Origin of the sequence: Mesorhizobium sp. WSM2240, from assembly GCF_040438645.1 — a bacterium.
GTDB lineage: Bacteria > Pseudomonadota > Alphaproteobacteria > Rhizobiales > Rhizobiaceae > Allomesorhizobium.
Window position 1 is genome coordinate 5,197,583 of record NZ_CP159253.1, and the last position, 20,668, is coordinate 5,218,250.

Below are 20,668 nucleotides of genomic sequence, written 5' to 3' on the forward strand. Positions count from 1 at the left end.
TCTCAGGCGGCCCGCCGGACCGTCGCGGAGGCGGGTTTGGGAAAATCCGGGTCGCTCGCCGAGACCATCTTGTGCAGGTGCACCATCATCGCCGCCGCGAATAGTGGCGTCAAAAGGTTGAGCAGCGGCACGGCCAGGAACGCCGCGACGACCAGTCCGGCCAGGAATACAGTCCCGGCGTAGCGGCGGCGCAGCGCTTTTGCTTCGGCTTCCGGCCGGAAGCGCATTGCGGCGAATTCGAAGAACTCGCGTCCGAGCAGATAACCATTGACGACGAAGAACGCGCCGATGTTGACGCCGGGAATAAGCAGCAGGAGCAGCGCCACAAGATTGCCGAGGATGACGACGCCGAAGAATTTCAGCGACATGATCATCGCCGGAATAACCGGCATTGCGCGGCCGGGCGGGTCGGCGGGGTAGTCGCTTTGCTCGACGACAGCGGCGACGTCGTCGAGAAACAGGCCGGCGATGATGGCCGTTACTGGCGCCACCAGCAGCGCCAGCCCCAGCGCCAAGCCGATCCCGGCGAGTATGGCGGCGATCAGTTCGAGCCAGCCCGCCCAGTCCGGAAAGCCGGGCAGCAGCATGTCGATCCACGGCAGGGCCAGCCAATCGAACAGTTCCTTCAGCCCGAACCACACCCCCGCAAGCACGAGCAGCGTCAGGCCGAGCGTCTTGACGAATACCGACCGGAATTCGGCGCTGAACAGCCGGCTGAATGCGGCGCGCGCGGCGTCAATGATCATGCTTTGGACCTCTCCTTCCGTGCTGAAATAAGCGCGAGGCCCGCCGCCCGCAAGAATCCGGGCCATCCGCCGTCGAAAGTGGTTCCACTTTTCAGGGTCATGCGCTAGACCCGCCCGCGGCCAGCGTGCCAGATGCCGGAAGCGCCGGCCAATCGCGGAGACCTTGATGAGCCAGTATGACGTGCTTTGCATCGGCAACGCCATTGTCGACATCATCGCCCAGTGCGACGAAGCCTTCCTGATTGAGAACGGCATCATAAAAGGGGCCATGAACCTTATCGACATGGAACGAGCCGGCCTGCTTTACGGCCGCATGGGTCCCGCCATCGAGGCGTCGGGCGGCAGCGCCGGCAACACCGCCGCCGGCGTGGCGAGCTTCGGCGGGCGGGCTGCCTTTTTCGGCAAGGTCTCGAAGGATGCGCTCGGCGACATCTATTATCACGACATCCGCGCCCAGGGCGTAGCCTTCGACACCAAGCCGCTCGACGGCGAACCGCCAACGGCGCGCTCGATGATTTTCGTCACTCCCGACGGCGAGCGTTCGATGAACACCTATCTCGGCGCCTGCGTCGAGCTCGGCCCGGAGGACGTCGAGGCCGATAAGGCGCGCGGGGCGAAGGTCACCTATTTCGAGGGCTACCTCTGGGATCCGCCGCGCGCCAAGGAGGCGATCCGGCTCACCGCCTCGCACGCCCATGCCGCCGGCCGCGAAGTGTCGATGACGCTGTCCGACCCGTTCTGTGTCGATCGTTACCGCGGCGAATTTCTCGACCTGATGCGCTCGGGAACCGTCGACATCGTCTTCGCCAACAGCCACGAGATCAGATCGCTCTACCAGACCGCGTCCTTCGAGGCCGCACTTGCCGCGATCCGTAAGGACTGCAAGATCGCGGCTGTCACCCGCTCGGAAGAGGGCTCCGTAATTGTGCGCGGCGACGAGACCTTCGTCATCGACGCGATCGGCATCGACGAACTCGTCGACACGACGGGGGCCGGCGACCTCTATGCGGCGGGCTTCCTGCACGGCTACACCACCGGCCGGAGTCTGAAGGAATGCGGTGACCTCGGCTCGCTGGCGGCTGGCCTGGTCATTCAGCAGGTCGGCCCGCGCCCCCGGCAGAACCTGCGCGAAGAGGCGCAAAAGACAGGGCTGGTCTAGGCGTCGTCCATTCCCGGTTTATCTCCCTAGCCAAACCTTCTAGAAAATCGCCGAAAAGGACGAGATGCATGAAGCCTAAGGCGGTCTACTGGGATATGGACGGCACGCTGATCGACAGCGAGCCTTTGCACGAGCAGGCGTTGATCGCGGTGCTGACGAGCCTCGGCATCACGCCGCCCGCTGATCTGCATGACCGCGTGATCGGAATTGCGGCGAGGCCGGTCTACAATATGCTGCGCGAGGAGTTCGGGCTTGCCCTGCCGTTCGACGACTGGATCCTTCGCAAGTATGTCTACTACATGGAGCACGCGGCCCAGCTGAAGCCGCGACCGGGCGCCGTGGAGATATACCGCGACCTGAAGGCGCTCGGGGTCGCACAGGCGGTGGTGTCCAATTCCGACAGGCTGATCGTCGAGACCAATCTGCGCATGCTCGGCATCGACGCGCCAGCCATCAAGACGGTGACCCGCAACGACGTGCGCGCCGGAAAGCCCGATCCCGAGCCGTTCCTTCGCGCCGCCTATCTGACCGAAATAGACCCGGCGGAAAGCTGCGTCATCGAAGACAGCCAGCCCGGCGCCACGGCAGGCGTGGCTGCCGGCATGCGCACGCTCTTCTGGCCGCAGCAGCCTATGACAGCGCCGGCGGGCGTGGTTCGCGTGGAAAGCCTGGAAGCATTGCGGGCCTATCTGGAACTTGACTGACGGTTCGCCCGGCGCGGGAACGATCAGTTGCGATAGGCGGGTTCCTGCTCGTCGAGGATCGCCTTCAGCTCCGATAGATGCCGCTCGGCCTGGCCGGGATAATCGTCCATCTCGCTTGCCGCTTTTTCGGCGACCTCGTCGGAAAGCACGCGCAGCGGCCGGCCGGTCCATAGAGCCTTGATGTAGGTCTCGCAGGCCCGCTCGAAATAGTAGAGCTGGTTGAAGGCGTCGGCGATGGTTTTGCCGATCACCATGACGCCGTGATTGCCCATGACCATCACCTTGATCTTCGGATCGGCCAGGAGCTTCGAGCAGCGCTCGCCCTCTTCTTCGAAAGCGAGCCCGCCATAATGGCCATCGACGACATGGCGGTTGAAGAACATCGCCGAATTCTGGTCGATCGGCGGAAGAGTGGAATCGGCGAGCGAAGCCAGCACCGTCGCGTGGATGGAATGGACATGCATGACGCAGCGTGCATGGCGGCAATTGCGGTGGACCGCGCCGTGCAGCCCCCAGGCTGTCGGGTCGGGCGCATTCGGCCCGCTCATCGTCTCGGGATCGTTGGCGTCGATCAGAATCATATCGCTCGCCTTGATGCGCGAGAAATGCACCTGGTTCGGGTTCATCAGGAACTGCGAGCCGTCATCGTTGACCGCCAGCGAAAAATGATTGGCCACCGCCTCATGCATGTTCAGCCTCGCAGTCCAGCGGAAGGCGCAGGCGAGGTCGACGCGCTCTTCGTAGAAGGGGAGATCGGTGCGGGGTTCGTGCAAACGGGCGATGGTCATGGGTCTATCCTCATTCCCGCAGATGATGCCGCCCCGCAGCGCCAGCGGCAATCCGCATTCGCCGTAAGGTCAGCCGGTTTTGCGTTCGTGGCCTAGGCGTAGCCCGCCATTGTCGACAATGAAATCAGTCACCGCCTGCAGTCCCTTGCCGCGCGAGAGATCGGTGAATCCGAACGGCCGCTTGCCGCGCATGCGGGCAGCATCCTTTTCCACCTCCTCGAGATCGACGGCCACATAGGGCGCGAGATCGCTCTTGTTGATGACGAGGAAGTCCGAGCGCGTGATCGCCGGACCGCCCTTGCGCGGGATGTCGCCGCCCTGGCAGACCGAGATCACGTAAAGCGTGAGGTCGGCGAGGTCTGGCGAAAACGTTGCTGCAAGATTGTCGCCCCCGGATTCGATGAAGATCACGTCGAGATCGGGGAATTTCCGGTTCAGTTCGGCGATTGCCGCGAGATTGATCGAGGCGTCCTCTCGGATCGCGGTATGCGGGCAGCCGCCGGTCTCGACGCCCACGATACGCTCCTCCGGCAGCGCCTGGAGGCGGGCCAGCATCATGGCGTCTTCACGCGTGTATATGTCGTTGGTGACGACGGCGACCGAGAATTCGTCGCGCATCGCCTTGCAGAGCTTTTCGGTGAGGGTCGTCTTGCCCGACCCGACCGGCCCGCCAATGCCGACGCGCAACGGTCCATTCTTACTCATGATCTGAACAGCCTCGAATATTGGGTTTCGTGTTTCATCGCCATTACGTCGGAGACGAATGTCGCCGAGCCGAGATCGTCAAGTGTGGAGCGGGCGGCTCGGTTCGCGGTGGTCACGACCAGCGGTTCTAGCGCCGCCACTGTTTGCATGGCGCCGCCCTGGCCGGTGACGCCGAGCCTGATCGCTGCCTGGACGAGATTGGAGGAGAACGCTTGCAGCCAGGCCGCCAATGCGTCCTTGAGCGGGATTTCGTGGCCGCCGGCAACCGCGCCGACCGCCACGCAGTAGGGGCAGTCTTCGGGCAAGCGCTGCAACACAGGATGCCGCCAGCCGGAGGCGGCGGCGAGGAATGCCCCGCCCTGCAGCATGGTCTCCGTATGGCGCTCGGCCGATCCGGCCAGCGCTTCGGCGAGTTGCGCCAGATCCGTAATGTCGCTGCCGGACCGTGCGCGGCGCCAGGCTTCGGCGAACAGCATCGCGTCGTTCCAGCCGGAACCTGCTTCAAGCAGCGCGGCCAGCCAGGTTTCCAGCTCAGCCCGATCCGAGATGAGCCCGTCGTGAATCGCCCGCTCCAGCCCGTGACTATAAGCGAAGCCTCCGACCGGAAAGGCCGGCGAGAGCCAGGTCATCAGGCGCAGCAAGGCCAGATTTCCCGGATGTTCAGTCATGCGAATGCGCGTGGCCATGAGAGGCCGAAGCTCCATGTCCATGATCAGGGCCAGGATGGTCTTGGCTATGGCCATGGTCATGGTGGTGGTGACCACGCCGGTGCCCGGCGCCGGAATATGCGCCGCGCGCCGGCCTGAAGATCTCGACGGTATCGGCAACCGACGCGCCGAGCCCTTCGAGCATGGCCTTGATGACCGGGTCCGGCAAAATGAGTATCCGCTGTTCCTCGATCTGCGCGGCAAGGTGGCGGTTGCCGATGTGCCAGGCGAGTTCGGTGAGTTGCACCGGGCCGGCCGCGCGGATTTCATAGAGTTCTTCCTCGGCGGCGATGATCTCCACATGGCGGCCATCATTGAGGACCAGCACATCCTGATGCTCGAGGACCACCGGATCGGGCAGATCGACCAGCAACCTGTCGCCATGGACGAGTTCGATGACCTTGCGCCGCAAATGGCGCTCCTCGCTGGTCAGCACAGCGAGATCGAAGGGCAGCGGCCGGCCGGGATCGCCGAGAATGCCGGCCGCGCGGATGAAGGAAGCGGCGCGCAGCATCAGAACGGGCGTCCGCTGGCTTGCGGCCTCTCGCGGGGTTCGGGCGAGCGCCGCTCGATGTGGACGAATTCATAAGGCGCTTCGAGTTCCTCCAGCATCTGGAGAACACGGGAAACGCGCGAACGGCGCGAACCGACGGCCTGATACGTGCTTTTCAGTTTTTCCTCCTGCGGGTTCAGGCCGGCCATCAGCCGAGTGTGTCGAACAGCCTGAGGATCCAGACTATCTGGTAGACGAGCGTGAAGGCAACGAAAGCCATATGGAAGCGGCGGTTGGACGTCCAGATCGCGGCTATGCACAGAGCGACGAAGAGCGGCGTGCGGATCAGGTATTCGACGCCGAAGGCGGCAAAATGCGCTCTTCCCTTGATCAGCGTGTCGACGATATCGAGGATGTAGGTCGTCGCCAGCAGGCCGAAGAACCAGCCCCGGCGCGCGAAGAAGAAGTCCTCGTAGCTCGCATAGTCCTGCATCGAATCGGGAAACAGGAGAGCGCAGAGCAGGAAGAGTACGATCGCGTAGCCGATGATGAAGAAGTAGATTTCGAAGGTCCAGTGTCCGATCCGGAACAGCCCGAACTCCCACCACCAGAAGTGCACCAGCGTAAGCAGCAGCGAGGCCACCCAGGCCAGATGCACGGGATAAAGCCTGTAACTGCCCGGATGCTGCACGATGCGCGCTACGCCGGAGAGGAGCCGCGTGACGCCGAGACCGATCACCATGCCCATGACGATGCGGATATGCGGGAAGATTTCGTGGGCTGCGGGGAGCGGTTCCATAGGCTTCAACGGGCCCATTCGGCGGGAAGTCCATGCGAACGGAGGCATGACCTAACAACGGTCTGTTCGCGCACCAGCTTATCCGGCGGCCATGCCGCGCCGCAACCTGCCGAAAAGAACAACTTGCGCGACCTTCTCGCTTTGCAAACCTCGCATTATGCAAGCGACTGCCAGGCACCCTCAAAACAGAAAATACCGCTGCGCCATCGGCAGCACGGTCGCCGGCGGGCAAGTGAGAAGCTCGCCGTCGGCTCGGACCTCGTAGGTTTCCGGATCGACCTCGATGTGAGGTGTCGCATCGTTCAGCACCATGGAGCGCTTGCCGATGCCGCCGCGGGTGTTTTCGACCGCGACCATCTCTTTGTCGACGCCGAGCCTGCCGCGCAGGCCCGCATCTAGCGCCGCCTTCGACACGAAGGTAACCGACGAGTTGGTCATCGCCTTGCCGTAGGCGCCGAACATTGGCCGGTAGTGCACCGGCTGCGGCGTCGGTATGGAGGCGTTCGGGTCGCCCATCGGGGCGGCCGCAATCGTGCCGCCGATCAACACCATGTCGGGTTTCACGCCGAAGAAGGCAGGGTTCCACAGCACGAGATCGGCGCGTTTGCCGACTTCAATCGAGCCGATCTCCTTGGACAGGCCATGCGCGATGGCTGGATTGATCGTGTATTTGGCGATGTAGCGGCGAACGCGGAAATTGTCGTTGTCGCCCGTCTCCTCCGGCAGAGGCCCACGCTGCCGCTTCATCTTGTCCGCCGTCTGCCAGGTGCGGATCGCCACCTCGCCGACGCGGCCCATGGCCTGACTGTCCGACGAGATGATCGAGAAGGCGCCGATGTCGTGCAGGATATCTTCCGCCGCGATGGTCTCCTTGCGGATGCGGCTTTCGGCGAAGGCGATGTCTTCCGGGATGGAAGGCGACAGATGATGGCAGACCATCAGCATGTCGAGATGTTCGGCGATGGTGTTTTGCGTATAGGGCCGCGTCGGGTTCGTGGACGAGGGAATGACGTTCTGCAATCCGCAGACCTTGATGATGTCGGGCGCGTGGCCGCCGCCCGCGCCCTCGGTGTGGAAGGCGTGGATGGTGCGGCCCTTGAGGGCGGCGACGGTGTTTTCGACGAAGCCCGACTCGTTCAGCGTGTCGGTGTGGATCATCACCTGCACATCATAGGCATCGGCAACGGAAAGGCAGCAGTCGATCGCGGCCGGCGTGGTTCCCCAATCCTCGTGCAGCTTGAGCGAGCAGGCGCCGCCGAGCACCATTTCCTCGAGCGCTGCCGGCAGCGAAGCATTGCCTTTGCCCGACAGGCCGATGTTCATAGGGAAGGCGTCGAAGGACTGGATCATCCGGGCGATGTGCCAGGGGCCGGGCGTGCAGGTAGTGGCGAGCGTGCCATGCGCCGGGCCGGTGCCGCCGCCGAGCATCGTCGTGATGCCCGACATCAGCGCCTCCTCGATCTGCTGCGGGCAGATGAAATGGATATGCGCATCGAACCCGCCGGCGGTCAGGATGCGGCCTTCGCCGCCGATGATTTCGGTGCCCGGCCCGATGATGATGGTCACGCCGGCCTGCGTATCCGGATTGCCGGCTTTGCCGATAGCCGCGATGCGCCCGTCCTTGAGACCGATATCGGCCTTGTAGATGCCGCCGGCGTCGACCACGAGAGCGTTGGTGATGACCGTATCCACGGCCCCTTGCGCCCGGGAAACCTGGCTCTGGCCCATGCCGTCGCGGATGACTTTGCCGCCGCCGAACTTAACTTCCTCGCCATAGACGGTGAAGTCGCGCTCGACCTCGATGAAGAGTTCGGTGTCGGCGAGCCGGACCTTGTCTCCTGTCGTTGGACCGAACATGCGCGCATAGGCGGCGCGGGAGATCTGGGCCATCAGAAACACCTCTCGAACAACGGCGGACGGAGCGCCGGCGACTCAACCGGGCTCCACATTTCCGACACGGTATGACCACGGAACAACCCAATGAGCGGCAGCTTGTGACCCCATTCGGCGTGTGGGGTAGGGACGATGCCCCCAGATGATCGTTTGCCAACCGATGGAAGGGAAAATCCATGCGCATGATTACGATTCTGGCAGCGGGCGTCACGCTCGCCTTCGCCGTGCCGGCCAACGCGCAAGCTCAGGCCACGCAACCTCCAGCCGAAGCTCCGGCTACCGCGCCTGAAGCTCCCGGCGGCGCCCAGACGCAGATCCGCAGCGTCAATATCGTCGATATGACCGAACTGCCCGAGGCGACGCAAACGCAGGTCAACGAAGTGGTCGCGCAGGGGGGAGAAGCGAGCCTTCAGCAACTGCGCACCACGATCGACGCCAATCCGGAGATCAAGTCGGCCTTGGAGGCAAAAGGCCTCACATCCGCAAATGTCATCGCGGCCAGCATGGGACCCGAAGGCGCCCTCACTCTGGTCACCAAGAAGGCCGGCTGACGACATCCGACAGCAGAATTTGTGAACCATCTTGCCGGCGGCCGCCCTGAACCAGGGCTTGGCGTCGGCAGGGTGTGTCTGATAAACAGCCGCGTCGCCGGAACTTCGGTCGAGCAAGCGCCGTTGTGTCCCTTTGGCCCGCCGCCAGGCGGGCGTCATATCTACCGCATGGAACAGATGATGACGACGATCTCGATGCCCGACAGCAAATGGCTGCATGCGGCGGCCGCGGCAGCCTTCCTGGCTGCGTCCGTGCCGCAGACGGCTCTGATGGCGCAAGGACTGGAAAGCCCCGAAGCCATCGAAACGATCATCGGCACGGAGGTTCAAGAGGAGGAATCCCAGGCGACCGCCGATTCCGGCAAGGTCATCGCCGCGATAGAAAAGACCGGCGAGAGCATCGCCACCGTCCGCAAGACCTCCAAGCTCGACAAGGTGGATATCGTCTTCCTGTCGGACGCCGTGGCGACCGAGGGCGGTCCGCCGCCGGAGATTGAGGCCAAGATCAAGGAGCACGAGGAGGAGATTGCGGAGCTTCGCAAGGAGCTCGAAGGCAACGCCATGCTCTATCACGCTATCGATTCGCGGCAGATCCTGCTTCGCGACGTGCTCGCCGTCGAATTCGACGACAAGAACGGCGTCGTCATCTACGCCGCCGCCAAGCCGGCGGGCTGAGGACCGCATCCGGCTGCTTGCTCTGGAATGGCAGGCGAACCCGGCCACCTACAGCTTTCCCATGATCTTCTGCTGGAAACCATAGACCTCGCGCTTGCCGCCGAGCGGCACCAGCGTCACGTCACGCTCCTGGCCCGGCTCGAAACGTACCGCTGTTCCAGCAGCGATATCGAGCCGCGTGCCACGCGCCTGCTGCCGGTCGAATCTGAGCGCCTCGTTGGTCTCGAAGAAATGGTAGTGGCTGCCGACCTGGATCGGGCGATCGCCCGTATTGGCGACCTTCAGCGTGACCGCCGGCAGGCCGCTGTTGAGCTCGATCATGCCTTCGCCCGTGATGATTTCGCCCGGGATCATCACGCTCAGCCCACTATAACGAGCCACAGGCCACCGACTGCGGCAGCTCCGCCTGCAATTCGCGTGGCCAGGCGCCCGGCCCCGCCACCGAACAGGCGCGCAAGGCTGATGCCCGTCACGTGCAGCAGTGCCGTCGAGAGCGCAAAGCCGACGCCAAAGGCTATTGCGCCGGCCGATCCCAGTTCGCCGCCATGGGCGTGGCCATGGAACACGGCGAAGAAGCCGACCATCGCCATCGCAATTCCCGCCGGCACGCTCAGCGCCGTTGCGGCGAGCAGGCCGATAATCACGACGGAAGCGAGGACGACCGGCTCCACAAAGGGCAGCGTTACGCCCAGAAGCGCGGCAGCGAAGCCGATCGTCATCGCGCCGACAAAGGCCAGCGGCGCCAGCCATAGTGCGCGGCCGCCAAGCAGCGCCGCCCACAGGCCGACCGCTACCATTGCAAGTACATGGTCGAACCCGAACAACGGGTGCGACAGGCCGGCCATCACCGAGCCGTGCTCGGCGGGATCGAGATGGGCAAAGGCGGGCGCGACACCTGCGCCCAGCGCCGCCAGCACGATCGCAATCCGTTTCATCATGTCTACCGTCTCCCTGTATTGATCGAAGCTCACGCCACCTTGCGAGCCGGGCCGCAGCCTTCGGCGTTCAGCACGCGCCGGGTCGAGGCCGGATACTTCTTCAACATCGCTGCCGGTCGCACCGGCCGGCGTGAAAAGTCGCCGCCGCAGTTTGGGCAGACGCCGCCAAGCACGCCTTCCGCGCAGGCGGCGCAGAAAGTGCATTCGAAGGTGCAGATCATCGCGTCCCGCGCGTCGGGCGCGAGATCCGTGTCGCAGCATTCGCAGTTCGGGCGAAGTTCGAGCATTTCAGTCCCCTCATCTGATCGGTTCGTGCACGGTGACCAGCTTGGTTCCGTCCGGGAACGTCGCCTCGACCTGCACGTCATGGATCATCTCGGCGATGCCTTCCATCACATCCGCCCGCGTGACGACATGCGCGCCGGCTTCCATGAGTTCGGCCACGCTGCGCCCGTCGCGCGCGCCCTCGACCACGAAATCGGTTATCAGGGCGATCGCTTCCGGGTGGTTCAGCTTGACGCCGCGCTCGAGCCGCTTGCGCGCCACGATTGCGGCCATGGCGACGAGCAGCTTGTCCTTTTCGCGAGGCGTCAGATTCATGCGTCGACGAATTCCCTAAAGTGACCAAGTTTTGGGCAATCCTGCCCGCCCGTTGAGCAGTTCCACCAGCGGCATCAGCCGCTTGCGAAGCGAGTAGCTGTCCTGATCGTAGAGCCTCGCAAGAAGCTTGCCAGATTTTCCGACCTGCCATGCGCTGACGCCGCCCTTCTCGCCAACCAGGCCGTGCACGGCTTCGACCTGGCCCGCCGCGCCGGGCGATATGAGGAGCACGGTCGCGAAAGCTACCGCGCCATTGCCGGCAGCCCTTCGCCGCAAAGTCGCGGCGACTTGCGGGCCGATCGCGAAATCCTCGGCATGGATCAGCCGGCCGTCGCAGACGATGCGCCAGCGGTCGCGGAAAACCCCTTGCGCGACTTGTTCGCCCATGGCGAGCCGGCCGAAAACAGTCGCCTCGACGACAAGCGCTTCTGCGTCGCAGGCCAGATCGATATCGAGCCTGCGAGAGAAGGATGAGCGGTCGAAGAGGATCGTTTCCTGTGGCAGCCAGGCGATGCGTCCGCCGGCAGCAACGGAAATCTTCGCCGAAAGCTCGGCCCTGCCGGAAAGAGCGCGGTAGACCTTTTCCGACGCCTGCGTTGTGACAGCGCACGACGCATCCGCGCCGATATCCACCTCCCAGGCAATGCGGTCGCCGCCGGTCAATCCGCCGGCGGTATTGATGAGGATTGCCTCCAGATGGTCGCCCTGTGTGAACGGCATGCGGACCTTGGCGGCGCCTTCCTGGTAGAGCCGCGACAGGCGGGTTTTGCCGTTCAGCCGGCTAACGGAAAGCCGGCCCTTCGCGGCTACGCGCTGGGGGGAAATGTCGTCTTCGCGACTGGTTTCGGCCGGCATGGTCAACCTCATGGGTCGCAGCTTCGTCCCGCCGCGCGTCATTGTCGAGATATCGCTTGTTGCTTCGCTGGCATTCGGTTTCTATAGAGTAGCAGGTTACTTGCCATCTTTTCGCCTCAGCGGCGTCAAAATGCCGGAAGCCGGACTGCTAGCGATAAAAGAACGATCCGGCGCCGATAGGGGAAACGCAGAAATCTTGGAAAGGCGCAATGGCTGACCAGCTCGCTCAGGACATCATCGACAAGATCAAGGCACACGCCGAGCCGGATGGCGGAGAAATCACGCTCAAGACCGAATTGACCGAACTTGGCATCCACTCGCTCGAGCTGACGGAGATCATCTTCGATCTGGAGGAGGCCTACGGGATCGAAATCGAGATGAATACGGTCGAAGCTTGGAGCACGCTGAAGAATGTTGGCGACATGGTCGAGGCCGTGCGCGGCCTGATCGCAAAACAAGCCTGACATGACGCGAAAGCGCATTGTCATCACCGGCATTGGCGGGCTGTGTTCGCTCGGCGTCAGCGCGCCGGAGATATGGGCCTCGATGCGTGCAGGCCGATCTGGCATAGGCGAGATCACCAACGCTCCGCTTTACGAGCTGAAGGTGCGCATCGGCGCGGAGATCAAGAGCCTTCCCGAAAACGTGCTTGACCGAAAACGGACCGTCACGATGGACCGGTTCAGCCTGCTTGCGGCGTTGGCGGCAGGTGAGGCGATCCGGAACGCGCGGCTCGATGTCGCCGAAGCCGACGGTTCGCGCATCGGCGCAGTCGTCGGCACCGGCATATACGGCGCCGACACGGCCGAGGTGAACTACCGCGCCGTGCTGCTGGAGGGCAGATCGCGGGCGGAAATCTTCACAGTGCCGAAAATAATGCCTGGCGCGCCGGCCGGACAGGTCAGCATGGTGAATGGCCTGCGCGGCCCGGTTTTCGGCGTATCCTCGGCCTGCGCCTCGTCTAATCACGCATTCGCATCCGCAGTCGATCAGCTTCGCCTCGGCCGCGCCGATGTGATGATCGCCGGCGGCACTGATGCGCCGCTGGTCTATGGCGTCCTGAAGGGCTGGGAGGCGCTGCGGGCTTTGGCGCGCGAGACTTGCCGGCCGTTTTCGGCCGATCGCGACGGCTTGGTGATCGGCGAGGGCGCGGGCATGGCAGTCCTCGAAACCTTGGATCACGCAATGGCGCGGGGCGCGCCGATTCTGGCCGAGCTTTCGGGCGTCGGCATGTCGGGAGACGCCACCGACATCGTCGCTCCGACCGTCGAAGGGCCCGTCTCAGCGATGGCCGCCTGCCTCGCCGATGCCGCCCTGGCTCCGGAAGAGATCGACTACATCAACGCCCATGGAACCGGCACCAAGGCCAACGACCAGATCGAGACGGCGGCCATAAGGCGCGTCTTCGGCTCCCATGCCGACCGGCTTTCGGTTTCGTCGACCAAGTCGATGCACGCCCATTGCATGGGTGCGTCCGGCGCTCTGGAGATGATTGCCTGCGTCATGGCGATACGCGACGGCGTCGTCCCGCCCACCGCCAATTTCCGCGAGCGCGATGCCGATTGCGATCTCGACGTGACGCCGAATGTCGCCAAGGTGCGGCCGGTGCGGGCGGCGATCAGCAACGGCTTCGCATTCGGCGGCACCAATGCGGTGGTGGCGTTCAAGGCATGTGAGGACCGGCACTAACGAGCCGTTGCTGTGCGACAGCGCTTTCCTGCCCTTGCCGAGAAGGTTCCGCGCGCCTAATTGCAGCGGACCTTCCAGTGGCTATTCCCGCCAAAATCTGCCCGAGGATCCCCGCAATGACCGATCTGTCCGCGTTTCCGATCGCTGCCCGCTGGCCGGCGAAGCACCCCGACAGGCTGCAACTTTATTCCTTTCCGACGCCCAACGGTGTGAAGGTTTCGATAGCGCTGGAGGAACTGGGCATTCCCTACGAGGCTCACGCCGTCAACATCTCGAAAAACGAGAGCTGGACGCCGGAATTCCTGTCGCTCAATCCGAACGGGAAGATACCGGCCATTCTCGATCCGAACGGCCCCGGCGGAAAGCCGCTGGCATTGTTCGAGTCCGGCGCGATCCTGCTCTACCTCGCCGATAAGACCGGAAAGCTGCTGCCTTCCGATCCGATACTGAGATACGAGACTATCCAGTGGGTGTTCTTCCAGATGGCAGCGGTCGGCCCGATGTTCGGCCAGGTCGGGTTCTTCTACAAATTCGCAGGCAGGGACATCGCCGACAAGCGGCCGCTCAATCGCTATGCCGACGAATCGAAGCGGCTGCTCGGCGTACTGGAAACGCGGCTGACCGGGAGGGAATGGCTGATGGGCGAGGATTACACGATCGCCGACATCGCCCATCTAGGCTGGGTCCGCAATCTGATCGGGTTTTACGACGCCGGTGAGCTTGTCGGCATCAAGAACTTCCCCAATGTGCTGGCTTGGTTGGATCGAGGCCTGGCGCGACCGGCGACGCAGAGGGGACTCAACATTCCACCCCGCGAGTAGCGGCTGGAGGTGGTTCAACCGCGCTTCGACTTGGCCTTCTTATCGTCCTTGCCGAGCACCGACGCAGCAAGCGCAACTGCCCCTTCTGCGGTAGATTTCACCCGGCGAACGACCTTTTTCGCGATCGAGGCTCCGCCGCTCGAAGTCTTTGCGGATTTTGGGGTCTTGGCGCCGCTGCCCGTCGCGGCTTTCGAACCGCTCGTCGCGGCTTTGCTCTTTGCTCCGGCGGTCTTGGACGCCTTGCTGGCCGAGCCTGATTTGCCGCTCGACGTCTTGGCCGGCGTGGGCGATTTCCTGGCGGCGGGCGCCGTCGAAGAGGCCTTGCTGGCGGGCTTGGTCTTCTTTGCGTCTTTCGAGCGTTCCGCTGTGGCTGCGCCGGCGCCGGTTTTCGAGTCCGTCGCTTTGCCCGATTTCGCCGCCGGTTTCTTCGCCGCGTCCGATTTTGAGGATGCCTTCTTTTCAGCCATGGTCGTGCTCCTCATGCGGCCCAACTGCCGCATGCCAACAATGTATGGCTGTGCATTCGGTTCCGCCGCCCGCCTCGCGCCGTCAAATCACCAGGTCGGCCTGCCTTCGCCGGGCCAGCACCCTGTCGATGTTCGGCATGTCGTTCGACGCGATCCAGGCGCGGGCCTCTTCGTCCGATTTGCCGTGCTCATGCCAACGTTGCATCAGGCGGCGTTCGAGCTCTGAGCGCGGCACGTCGACGAACAGGCTGAAATCGAAAAGCGGCGTCAGGCCCGACCAGGGCGCTTCATCGAGCGTCAGGTAATTGCCTTCCACGAGGATGAATTTTACCTCCGCCGGAATGATCGCCGCCGCCGCTCGCGACAATTCCATCGTGCGATCGAACACCGGTATTGCGATATCCGGCTCCATTGCGCGGATGCGCTTCAGCAAGGTCTCGAAGCCGGAATAGTCGAATGTCTCCGGCGCGCCTTTGCGCCCGCGCAGCCCGCGCTTTTCCAGCACCGCATCGTCGAAATGGAACCCGTCCATCGGTACGACGGCGGCCGAGCCTTCGGGCAGTAGGTCGTGCAGTTGTGCCGAGAGCGTCGACTTGCCTGCGCCTGGCGGCCCGGCAATGGCGACGACGAAGCGGCGCTGCCCGCCGGCGCGCTTGAAGATGGTGGCGGCGATATGTGCAATTTCCGACATGGGATCTTCCTGCCGCGCCGGTTCGGCGGCGCTGCCGGCGCTCAGCGCCGGAACTCGCGCACCGGCGACTGTGTTCCGTCCGAATAGGTCACCTGGACCGACATCGAGCTTATATCCTTGCTGATTTCGAAATAAGGCCGGTAGTCGTGTGGGATCGCATACGGATCCTTTTCGTCGCAAGGAGGTATGTCGATGGTCTTGTCGAGAGCGGCCCCGTTGAAGCTGTAGCGCACTTCCTTGATCGCGCAACGGTAGGAAAGCATGTGGGTGAAATAGACATAGCCCGCATTGCTGCCGGCGTCGAAGGCGATCCACGACGTCCAGAACTGGTCCAGGATCTGCTTGTTGCCTTCCGATAGCGCCGCTTGCGGATCGAAGCGGATCTCGAACGGACCGGTCTCGCGGCCCCGCAGGTCCAGATATTTTATGGCGATGACGTCGGCGGCTGTCCTGTCCGGCACCACAAAGCTCGGATTGGGCATCGGTTTTCCCGTGGTCTGATCGTTCAGCGCCAGAAACCCGGTTTCTGTGAAGGCGCCCTCGCCGCCCAGCCGCCAGGAGATTGCAGTGGCCGGCTCCGGCAGCGAAACGGTTATCATCCATTCCTGGTTGGACCGCATCGGGGTAAGCCTGGGCATGAAGCGCGCGGGATCGAGAACATCGCCGAGTGCGGCGAGCCGGCTGCGCGAGCGCTCCAGCCAGTCGGCCAGAAGCGTATGGTCGATGAAATGGGAAAGCAGACCGCCATCCTTTTCGTAGGCCGTGAACCTGGCCAGGGCGGTCGCCTCGCTGCGCTTGTCGGCCAGCGTTTGCACGCCGAGCCGGTCCTCGGAAAACTCCTCCGACAGGGCGAAATAGGCTGGCGGGTAATCCGGATTGGCGGCGATGAAGGCGTTCAGCCTTTCGATGCGTTGCGCGCCTTCGAACTGCGTGGCGTGGACAAGCTTGAGCGCCAGCGTCTTGTTCCTGTCGGTGAGCGCGCCCAGCACCTCGCGTGCGCCGGCCTTGCCGTCCTGGACCCTGAGCAGCGTTGCGAAGCGCATATAGGGATCGACCGCATCCACGCCGAACCCGGCGAATGCCAAATAGGATTTCCGCGCATTGAGCATGTCGCCGGAAAGCTCGTGCACCCTTGCATTGTGATAGAATTCGTCGGGGCGCTCGGGGTCGGCGATCACCCCGCCCTGCGCGGCCAGAACCTTGAAACCGTCGGCTATCGCGTCGATCGACACGGCGATCTGTTCGGTGGTCGCCTGCAGCTTGTCCGCCTGCTCCTGCTGCTTTGCCTGGTTCGCGGCGATCTCCTCGGTCTTCTGTTCGACCTTTTCCGTGGTTTGCTGGACCTCTTGCGTCGTTTGCTTGACCGTCTCGACGGTCTTCGCCGTTTCGGTCACCGTCTGCTCGATTCTTTCGACGCTTGCCGCAACTATTCCCATCGACTGCTGCAGCCCGGCAATGGCCGGGACGAGGCCCGCCAGCACGCCGTCCTCGGCGTCGCTTGCCTGCTGCAGGGCGAACAGGCCGCCGGCTATCGCAGCAGTCGTCGACGCAAATACCAGGGCCGGCAACGCCGTTGCGGCAAGGACCAGCCGGAAGGCGATCGCCGCCGCGAGAACCAGCGCTGCAACTGCGGCCGCAAGCGCGATATAGGCCGCGAACGGAGCAAGTGGACTGAGGATGTCGGCCACGAATCCGCCGACCACACCAAGGCCGCCCGCCCATTTGCCGGTGCGGCTGAGCGATGCCCGCAGAAGCGAAGTACCTGCTCCGCCAATTTCGATGCTGCCCGACATCGCGACACCCCCCGGTCAAGATCACGAGCCGCGACCTTAGCCGCGAATTTCAACTCTGGGAAGAACGCCCCGGGCCATGGACCATTGGCATGCGCCCTCGAAACGGAGCCGCTTCCAGATGGCCGCATCTTGGTCTAGGTTCTTCCAACTGCGTCGCGGGGGGATCGCGGCGGCGGGTCGCCATCGTCCGAACGGGTTTCATCCTTGCGAACCACATTCCAGCTTCCAGCCGGCTCATTTCACAAGGCGGCAATCACTTTAGCGATGTTTGTGCTGCTTGCCGCTTGCTCGACGACAAGCACGCTCGAAGTGCCTCCACCGATAACGGCTCAGACTTCGCCGAAATATGCGGCAATCGTGGTGGACGCCAATAGCGGCGCCATCCTGTTCCAGGCGAATGCCGACCAGCCGCGCTATCCGGCCTCGCTGACCAAGATGATGACGCTCTACATGCTGTTTGAGGCTCTCGAGACCGGCCGCATCTCGCGCGACACGCTCATTCCCGTTTCGGACTACGCCAGAGGGCGGCCGCCGACAAAGATGGGCTTCAAGCGCGGCCAGTCCGTCGATGTGGATACTGCGATACGCGCGCTTGCGGTGAAGTCGGCCAATGACGTGGCGGTAGCCGTGGCCGAGTTCCTCGGCGGCACTGAAGAGCAATTCGCGCAAATGATGAGCGTAAAGGCGCGGCAGCTCGGCATGAGCGGCACCATTTTCCGGAATGCGTCAGGGCTGCCGGACGACCAGCAGCGCACCACCGCGCGCGACATGGCGTTGCTTGGCATGGCATTGCGCCGGCGCTTTCCGTCGCACTATGCGTATTTCTCCAGCACGAGCTTCAGCTATAACGGCCGGACAATCCGCGGCCATAACGACCTTATAGGCAAGGTCGACGGCGTCGACGGCATCAAGACCGGCTATATTCGCGCCTCCGGCTACAATGTCGCAACTTCCGTGAGCCGCGACGGCCGCAGGATAGTCGTCGTCGTCATGGGCGGTGAAAGCGCGAAAAGCCGCAACGACCATGTGCATGAACTCATCGTCCGTTATCTTCCAGGCGCCAGGCCGGGCGTTTAGCTGACCGGCATCGCGAGCTTTGACGGCCGTCCCAAACAGGGCGCTTTGCGGAGAATGGATCGGCTGCGCAGTTGGCCGTTGAAGCCGGCCGCCGCATCGGCTATGAAGCGGCGTCCCGGCTCGCTATTTAGGTCCGGCGACAAGGCTGGAACGCTTCGTTCCGGCTTCGGCCCGGCACCCGTAGCTCAGCTGGATAGAGCGCTGCCCTCCGAAGGCAGAGGTCACAGGTTCGAATCCTGTCGGGTGCGCCAAAATTTAACGCTGCCGAAATCCGGGTTTCCTGCTTGCCTGGTCATCAAGGAGCCTTCGGCTCAACTGAATACCGCGACAGTGCTGCGTTAGAAGCCGGTTGATCGCCCGTCGTGCAGAACTGGCCGGATCGGCATGTTGACTGCCTGTTCGCAGAGTTCCACGTGCCTGGCCAAGGCCTCTTTGGATAAGCACGCGCTGATCGTGCTGATATCGCGCTCCTGGAACTTCGGCATCCGCTGGAGTTCCTTGAGCCGCTCGAGAAGTGCAAGTCGGGTCATGCTCATCTCCTTTGTACGGCGGCCATCGGGCTGCTATCCCGCCGCCGCTCAGTGGCTAGCTGCCGTCAAGCCGCCCGCAGTTTCGCGGACAGGGGGATTTCGACATCGATTTCCAGTGTCGAAACCTTTTCTCCGCGGTCCATCTTCACGGTGACCTTGTCCCGGTCGATCTTCACATGCTTGCCGATGACTGAGAGAATTTCCTCCCGAAGGCGCACCACCAGGTCCGACTGACCTACCGATGACCGCTCGTGGGCGAGCAGAACCTGCAGGCGCTCGCGTGCCTTCGGAGCGGACGAACTCTGCTTGCTGAAGAAGCTGAAGATCCTCATGCCGCCCTCCGTCCGAAAATCTTGCCGAACAGACCGCGCCTTTCGCCCGGAATTGTAATGGGTATGGTTTCGCCTGCGAGCCGGCGTGCGGCGTCGAGATAGGCCAATGCAGGGGCACTGCGACTATCGGCGAGCGTGACCGGTGCGCCGAGGTTGGAGGCGCGCAGGACATCCATGCTTTCGGGGATGATGCCGAGCAGAGGAATAGACAGGATCTCGAGGACGTCATCGACCTTCAGCATGTCGCCGCGCTCGGCCCGGTTTGCATCGTAGCGGGTAAGGAGAAGATGCTTTTCCACCCGTTCGCCGCGCTCGGCCCTGGCGGTCTTGGCGTCGAGAAGGCCAATGATGCGGTCCGAATCACGTACCGACGAGACTTCCGGATTCGTCACGACGACGGCGATATCGGCGTGGCGCATCGCCAGGGTCGCGCCCCGCTCAATTCCAGCGGGGCTGTCGCATATGATCCAATCGAAAGACTTCTTCAACTCGTCCATCACTCGCTTGACGCCCTCTGCCGTCAGATTGTCCTTGTCGCGGGTTTGCGAGGCCGGCAGCAGGTAGAGAGTCTCCAGTCGCTTGTCGCGGATCAGCGCCTGCGGCAGCTTCGCGTCGCCCTGGATGACATTGACCAGATCGTAGACGACCCGCCGTTCCGCGCCCATGACGAGGTCGAGATTGCGCAGGCCGACGTCGAAATCCACGACGACCGTCTTCTCGTTCCTCTGCGCCAGCGCGGCGCCGAGCGCGGCGGTGGAAGTCGTCTTGCCGACGCCTCCCTTGCCCGATGTGACCACTATTACTTTCGCCATCCTCGTCTCCTGTCTGTTGGCCGGCCGCCGGCTCAATTGAGTGTCTTAGCCACGATCGCATCGCCTTCGAGCCAGAGCTGGACAGCCTGTCCGCGAAGCCCGGGTTCCATGTCGTCAGCGGTCTTGTAGAGTCCATCGATCGCCAGAAGCTCCGCCTCGAGCTTGCTGCAGAAGATGCGCGCCGAAGAGTTGCCCACCGACCCTGCCAACGCCCGTCCCCGCAAAGTTCCGTAGACATGGATCGAACCGCCGGCGACGATTTCCGCGCCGGATGCCACTGATCCGACAATGGTCACATCGCCTTCGGGGAATACGATCGACTGCCCGGAACGCACCGGTTGACTGATGATGATCGAGGGCATTGCCCTGACTGGCTGCGGCTCAAGAGCCTGAACGGACGGTTCGGATCTGCCGCGGTCTGCGTCGACGGTCGCTTCTGCCGCCGGAGTTTCAAAATCCGACGCCTCCCGCCCGCCCGTCAGGGCAGGGGGTAGGTCGACGCCGAGCAGCGACGAACGCGCGCCATCGACCGCCAGCACCCGCACGCTGCGGTTACCAAGTTCGCCGATCAGTTCCTTCAACTGCGACCGGTCGATTTCGAGACCTTCGACGTCGAGAACGATCGGCCGTCGCAGGAAAAAGCCCGCCGAACGAGCAGCCAGATCGTCGAGTCGCGCCAGCCAGCCGTCGAAGGGCAGTTCCGGGGTAAGCACGAGCGCGAGGAAGGAGCGGCCTTTAAGGCGGATGGGGCGGGTATCGGTTAGCACTTTGGTCATGTTTGTTAATTTTCCATTGCTTCAGGTCTATGTGGACCATGGTTAACGAATGGTTAACATCCATGCC

General features: G+C 63.3%; 28 protein-coding genes and 1 tRNA gene. 9 read left to right on the forward strand and 20 right to left on the reverse strand.

The annotated features are described in order from the left end of the window. Positions 1-2: 2 nt before the first annotated feature. Positions 3-746 carry a sulfate transporter family protein gene (locus ABVK50_RS25850; RefSeq protein WP_353643860.1) on the reverse strand — a complete coding sequence of 248 codons (744 nt, stop codon included), beginning with the start codon at positions 744-746 and terminating at the stop codon, positions 3-5. Positions 747-912: 166 nt separating this feature from the next. Here ABVK50_RS25850 and ABVK50_RS25855 point away from each other — a divergent pair, with 166 nt between their 5' ends. Both ABVK50_RS25855 and ABVK50_RS25860 read left to right on the forward strand, forming a co-directional pair. After that, the gene (locus ABVK50_RS25855) at positions 913-1,905 is read left to right on the forward strand and encodes an adenosine kinase (RefSeq protein ID WP_353643859.1); all 993 of its coding nucleotides are present in this window, start codon (positions 913-915) and stop codon (positions 1,903-1,905) included. Positions 1,906-1,973: 68 nt separating this feature from the next. Further along, the gene (locus ABVK50_RS25860; RefSeq protein WP_353643858.1) at positions 1,974-2,609 is read left to right on the forward strand and encodes an HAD family phosphatase; all 636 of its coding nucleotides are present in this window, start codon (positions 1,974-1,976) and stop codon (positions 2,607-2,609) included. 23 nt (positions 2,610-2,632) lie between these two features. Here the strand turns inward: ABVK50_RS25860 and ABVK50_RS25865 are convergent, their stop codons facing one another. The 7 genes from ABVK50_RS25865 to ureC all read right to left on the reverse strand — a co-directional run bounded on the left by ABVK50_RS25865 (position 2,633) and on the right by ureC (position 7,994). Further along, positions 2,633-3,397 carry a class II aldolase and adducin N-terminal domain-containing protein gene (locus tag ABVK50_RS25865; protein WP_353643857.1) on the reverse strand — a complete coding sequence of 255 codons (765 nt, stop codon included), beginning with the start codon at positions 3,395-3,397 and terminating at the stop codon, positions 2,633-2,635. Positions 3,398-3,466: 69 nt separating this feature from the next. Beyond that, the gene (ureG, locus tag ABVK50_RS25870; protein ID WP_353645810.1) at positions 3,467-4,105 is read right to left on the reverse strand and encodes an urease accessory protein UreG; all 639 of its coding nucleotides are present in this window, start codon (positions 4,103-4,105) and stop codon (positions 3,467-3,469) included. Continuing rightward, on the reverse strand, positions 4,099-4,770 hold the full coding sequence (locus ABVK50_RS25875) for an urease accessory protein UreF (RefSeq protein WP_353645809.1): 672 nt from the start codon (positions 4,768-4,770) through the stop codon (positions 4,099-4,101). The genes ureG and ABVK50_RS25875 overlap by 7 nt, the downstream gene beginning before the upstream one ends. Next, positions 4,763-5,323, reverse strand: a complete 561-nt coding sequence (locus ABVK50_RS25880; protein WP_353643856.1) for an urease accessory protein UreE — start codon at positions 5,321-5,323, stop codon at positions 4,763-4,765. The genes ABVK50_RS25875 and ABVK50_RS25880 overlap by 8 nt, the downstream gene beginning before the upstream one ends. Then, complete coding sequence (locus ABVK50_RS25885; protein WP_353643855.1) at positions 5,323-5,511, reverse strand: hypothetical protein; 189 nt, start codon at positions 5,509-5,511, stop codon at positions 5,323-5,325. Before ABVK50_RS25885 ends, ABVK50_RS25880 begins: the two co-directional genes overlap by 1 nt. Then, positions 5,511-6,101, reverse strand: coding sequence for a hypothetical protein (locus tag ABVK50_RS25890; protein WP_353643854.1), 591 nt, complete (start codon positions 6,099-6,101; stop codon positions 5,511-5,513). The genes ABVK50_RS25885 and ABVK50_RS25890 overlap by 1 nt, the downstream gene beginning before the upstream one ends. A gap of 180 nt (positions 6,102-6,281) precedes the next feature. Next, positions 6,282-7,994 carry an urease subunit alpha gene (ureC, locus tag ABVK50_RS25895; protein ID WP_353645808.1) on the reverse strand — a complete coding sequence of 571 codons (1,713 nt, stop codon included), beginning with the start codon at positions 7,992-7,994 and terminating at the stop codon, positions 6,282-6,284. Between the two features lie 176 nt (positions 7,995-8,170). Between ureC and ABVK50_RS25900 the strand changes: the two genes are divergently transcribed. Beyond that, positions 8,171-8,545, forward strand: coding sequence for a hypothetical protein (locus ABVK50_RS25900; RefSeq protein ID WP_353643853.1), 375 nt, complete (start codon positions 8,171-8,173; stop codon positions 8,543-8,545). 180 nt (positions 8,546-8,725) lie between these two features. Next, a complete protein-coding gene (locus ABVK50_RS25905) occupies positions 8,726-9,220 on the forward strand; it encodes a hypothetical protein (RefSeq protein WP_353643852.1) in 495 nt (164 codons plus the stop codon). A gap of 48 nt (positions 9,221-9,268) precedes the next feature. Here the strand turns inward: ABVK50_RS25905 and ABVK50_RS25910 are convergent, their stop codons facing one another. From ABVK50_RS25910 to ABVK50_RS25930, 5 genes are read right to left on the reverse strand one after another with little or no spacing between them, the layout of a single operon-like run. Further along, the gene (locus ABVK50_RS25910; protein WP_353643851.1) at positions 9,269-9,574 is read right to left on the reverse strand and encodes an urease subunit beta; all 306 of its coding nucleotides are present in this window, start codon (positions 9,572-9,574) and stop codon (positions 9,269-9,271) included. A gap of 5 nt (positions 9,575-9,579) precedes the next feature. After that, positions 9,580-10,158, reverse strand: a complete 579-nt coding sequence (locus ABVK50_RS25915) for a HupE/UreJ family protein (protein ID WP_353643850.1) — start codon at positions 10,156-10,158, stop codon at positions 9,580-9,582. A gap of 29 nt (positions 10,159-10,187) precedes the next feature. Next, a complete protein-coding gene (locus ABVK50_RS25920) occupies positions 10,188-10,445 on the reverse strand; it encodes a DUF1272 domain-containing protein (RefSeq protein WP_353643849.1) in 258 nt (85 codons plus the stop codon). A 10-nt stretch (positions 10,446-10,455) separates the two neighbouring features. Next, the gene (locus ABVK50_RS25925) at positions 10,456-10,758 is read right to left on the reverse strand and encodes an urease subunit gamma (protein WP_008834299.1); all 303 of its coding nucleotides are present in this window, start codon (positions 10,756-10,758) and stop codon (positions 10,456-10,458) included. Positions 10,759-10,773: 15 nt separating this feature from the next. After that, positions 10,774-11,613: an urease accessory protein UreD gene (locus ABVK50_RS25930; protein WP_353643848.1), complete on the reverse strand. Its 840-nt coding sequence runs from the start codon at positions 11,611-11,613 to the stop codon at positions 10,774-10,776. 209 nt (positions 11,614-11,822) lie between these two features. Here ABVK50_RS25930 and ABVK50_RS25935 point away from each other — a divergent pair, with 209 nt between their 5' ends. From ABVK50_RS25935 to ABVK50_RS25945, 3 genes are all read left to right on the forward strand, one after another. Continuing rightward, positions 11,823-12,077: an acyl carrier protein gene (locus tag ABVK50_RS25935; RefSeq protein WP_008834297.1), complete on the forward strand. Its 255-nt coding sequence runs from the start codon at positions 11,823-11,825 to the stop codon at positions 12,075-12,077. 1 nt (position 12,078) lies between these two features. Continuing rightward, positions 12,079-13,302 carry a beta-ketoacyl-[acyl-carrier-protein] synthase family protein gene (locus tag ABVK50_RS25940; RefSeq protein ID WP_353643847.1) on the forward strand — a complete coding sequence of 408 codons (1,224 nt, stop codon included), beginning with the start codon at positions 12,079-12,081 and terminating at the stop codon, positions 13,300-13,302. 116 nt (positions 13,303-13,418) lie between these two features. Continuing rightward, positions 13,419-14,123 (forward strand): glutathione S-transferase N-terminal domain-containing protein, encoded by a 705-nt coding sequence (locus ABVK50_RS25945; RefSeq protein WP_353643846.1) that lies wholly within the window; start codon positions 13,419-13,421, stop codon positions 14,121-14,123. 14 nt (positions 14,124-14,137) lie between these two features. On the opposite strand, the gene ABVK50_RS25950 is transcribed toward ABVK50_RS25945, so the two are convergent. From ABVK50_RS25950 to ABVK50_RS25960, 3 genes are all read right to left on the reverse strand, one after another. Then, complete coding sequence (locus ABVK50_RS25950; RefSeq protein ID WP_353643845.1) at positions 14,138-14,590, reverse strand: hypothetical protein; 453 nt, start codon at positions 14,588-14,590, stop codon at positions 14,138-14,140. 82 nt (positions 14,591-14,672) lie between these two features. Next, the gene (locus ABVK50_RS25955; RefSeq protein WP_353643844.1) at positions 14,673-15,281 is read right to left on the reverse strand and encodes a nucleoside triphosphate hydrolase; all 609 of its coding nucleotides are present in this window, start codon (positions 15,279-15,281) and stop codon (positions 14,673-14,675) included. A 41-nt stretch (positions 15,282-15,322) separates the two neighbouring features. Beyond that, positions 15,323-17,074: a methyl-accepting chemotaxis protein gene (locus ABVK50_RS25960; RefSeq protein ID WP_353643843.1), complete on the reverse strand. Its 1,752-nt coding sequence runs from the start codon at positions 17,072-17,074 to the stop codon at positions 15,323-15,325. Between the two features lie 264 nt (positions 17,075-17,338). Between ABVK50_RS25960 and ABVK50_RS25965 the strand changes: the two genes are divergently transcribed. Further along, the gene (locus ABVK50_RS25965) at positions 17,339-18,151 is read left to right on the forward strand and encodes a D-alanyl-D-alanine carboxypeptidase family protein (protein ID WP_353643842.1); all 813 of its coding nucleotides are present in this window, start codon (positions 17,339-17,341) and stop codon (positions 18,149-18,151) included. A gap of 174 nt (positions 18,152-18,325) precedes the next feature. Then, a tRNA-Arg gene (locus ABVK50_RS25970) sits at positions 18,326-18,402 on the forward strand. 87 nt (positions 18,403-18,489) lie between these two features. On the opposite strand, the gene ABVK50_RS25975 is transcribed toward ABVK50_RS25970, so the two are convergent. The 4 genes from ABVK50_RS25975 to minC form a co-directional block, all read right to left on the reverse strand. Beyond that, on the reverse strand, positions 18,490-18,681 hold the full coding sequence (locus ABVK50_RS25975) for a hypothetical protein (protein WP_353643841.1): 192 nt from the start codon (positions 18,679-18,681) through the stop codon (positions 18,490-18,492). 65 nt (positions 18,682-18,746) lie between these two features. Then, the gene (minE, locus tag ABVK50_RS25980) at positions 18,747-19,013 is read right to left on the reverse strand and encodes a cell division topological specificity factor MinE (protein WP_353643840.1); all 267 of its coding nucleotides are present in this window, start codon (positions 19,011-19,013) and stop codon (positions 18,747-18,749) included. Continuing rightward, on the reverse strand, positions 19,010-19,825 hold the full coding sequence (gene minD, locus ABVK50_RS25985) for a septum site-determining protein MinD (RefSeq protein ID WP_353643839.1): 816 nt from the start codon (positions 19,823-19,825) through the stop codon (positions 19,010-19,012). The genes minE and minD overlap by 4 nt, the downstream gene beginning before the upstream one ends. 32 nt (positions 19,826-19,857) lie before the next feature. Beyond that, entirely contained in the window at positions 19,858-20,601 is a 744-nt protein-coding gene (minC, locus tag ABVK50_RS25990) for a septum site-determining protein MinC (protein WP_353643838.1), read from the reverse strand. Positions 20,602-20,668 lie beyond the last annotated feature (67 nt).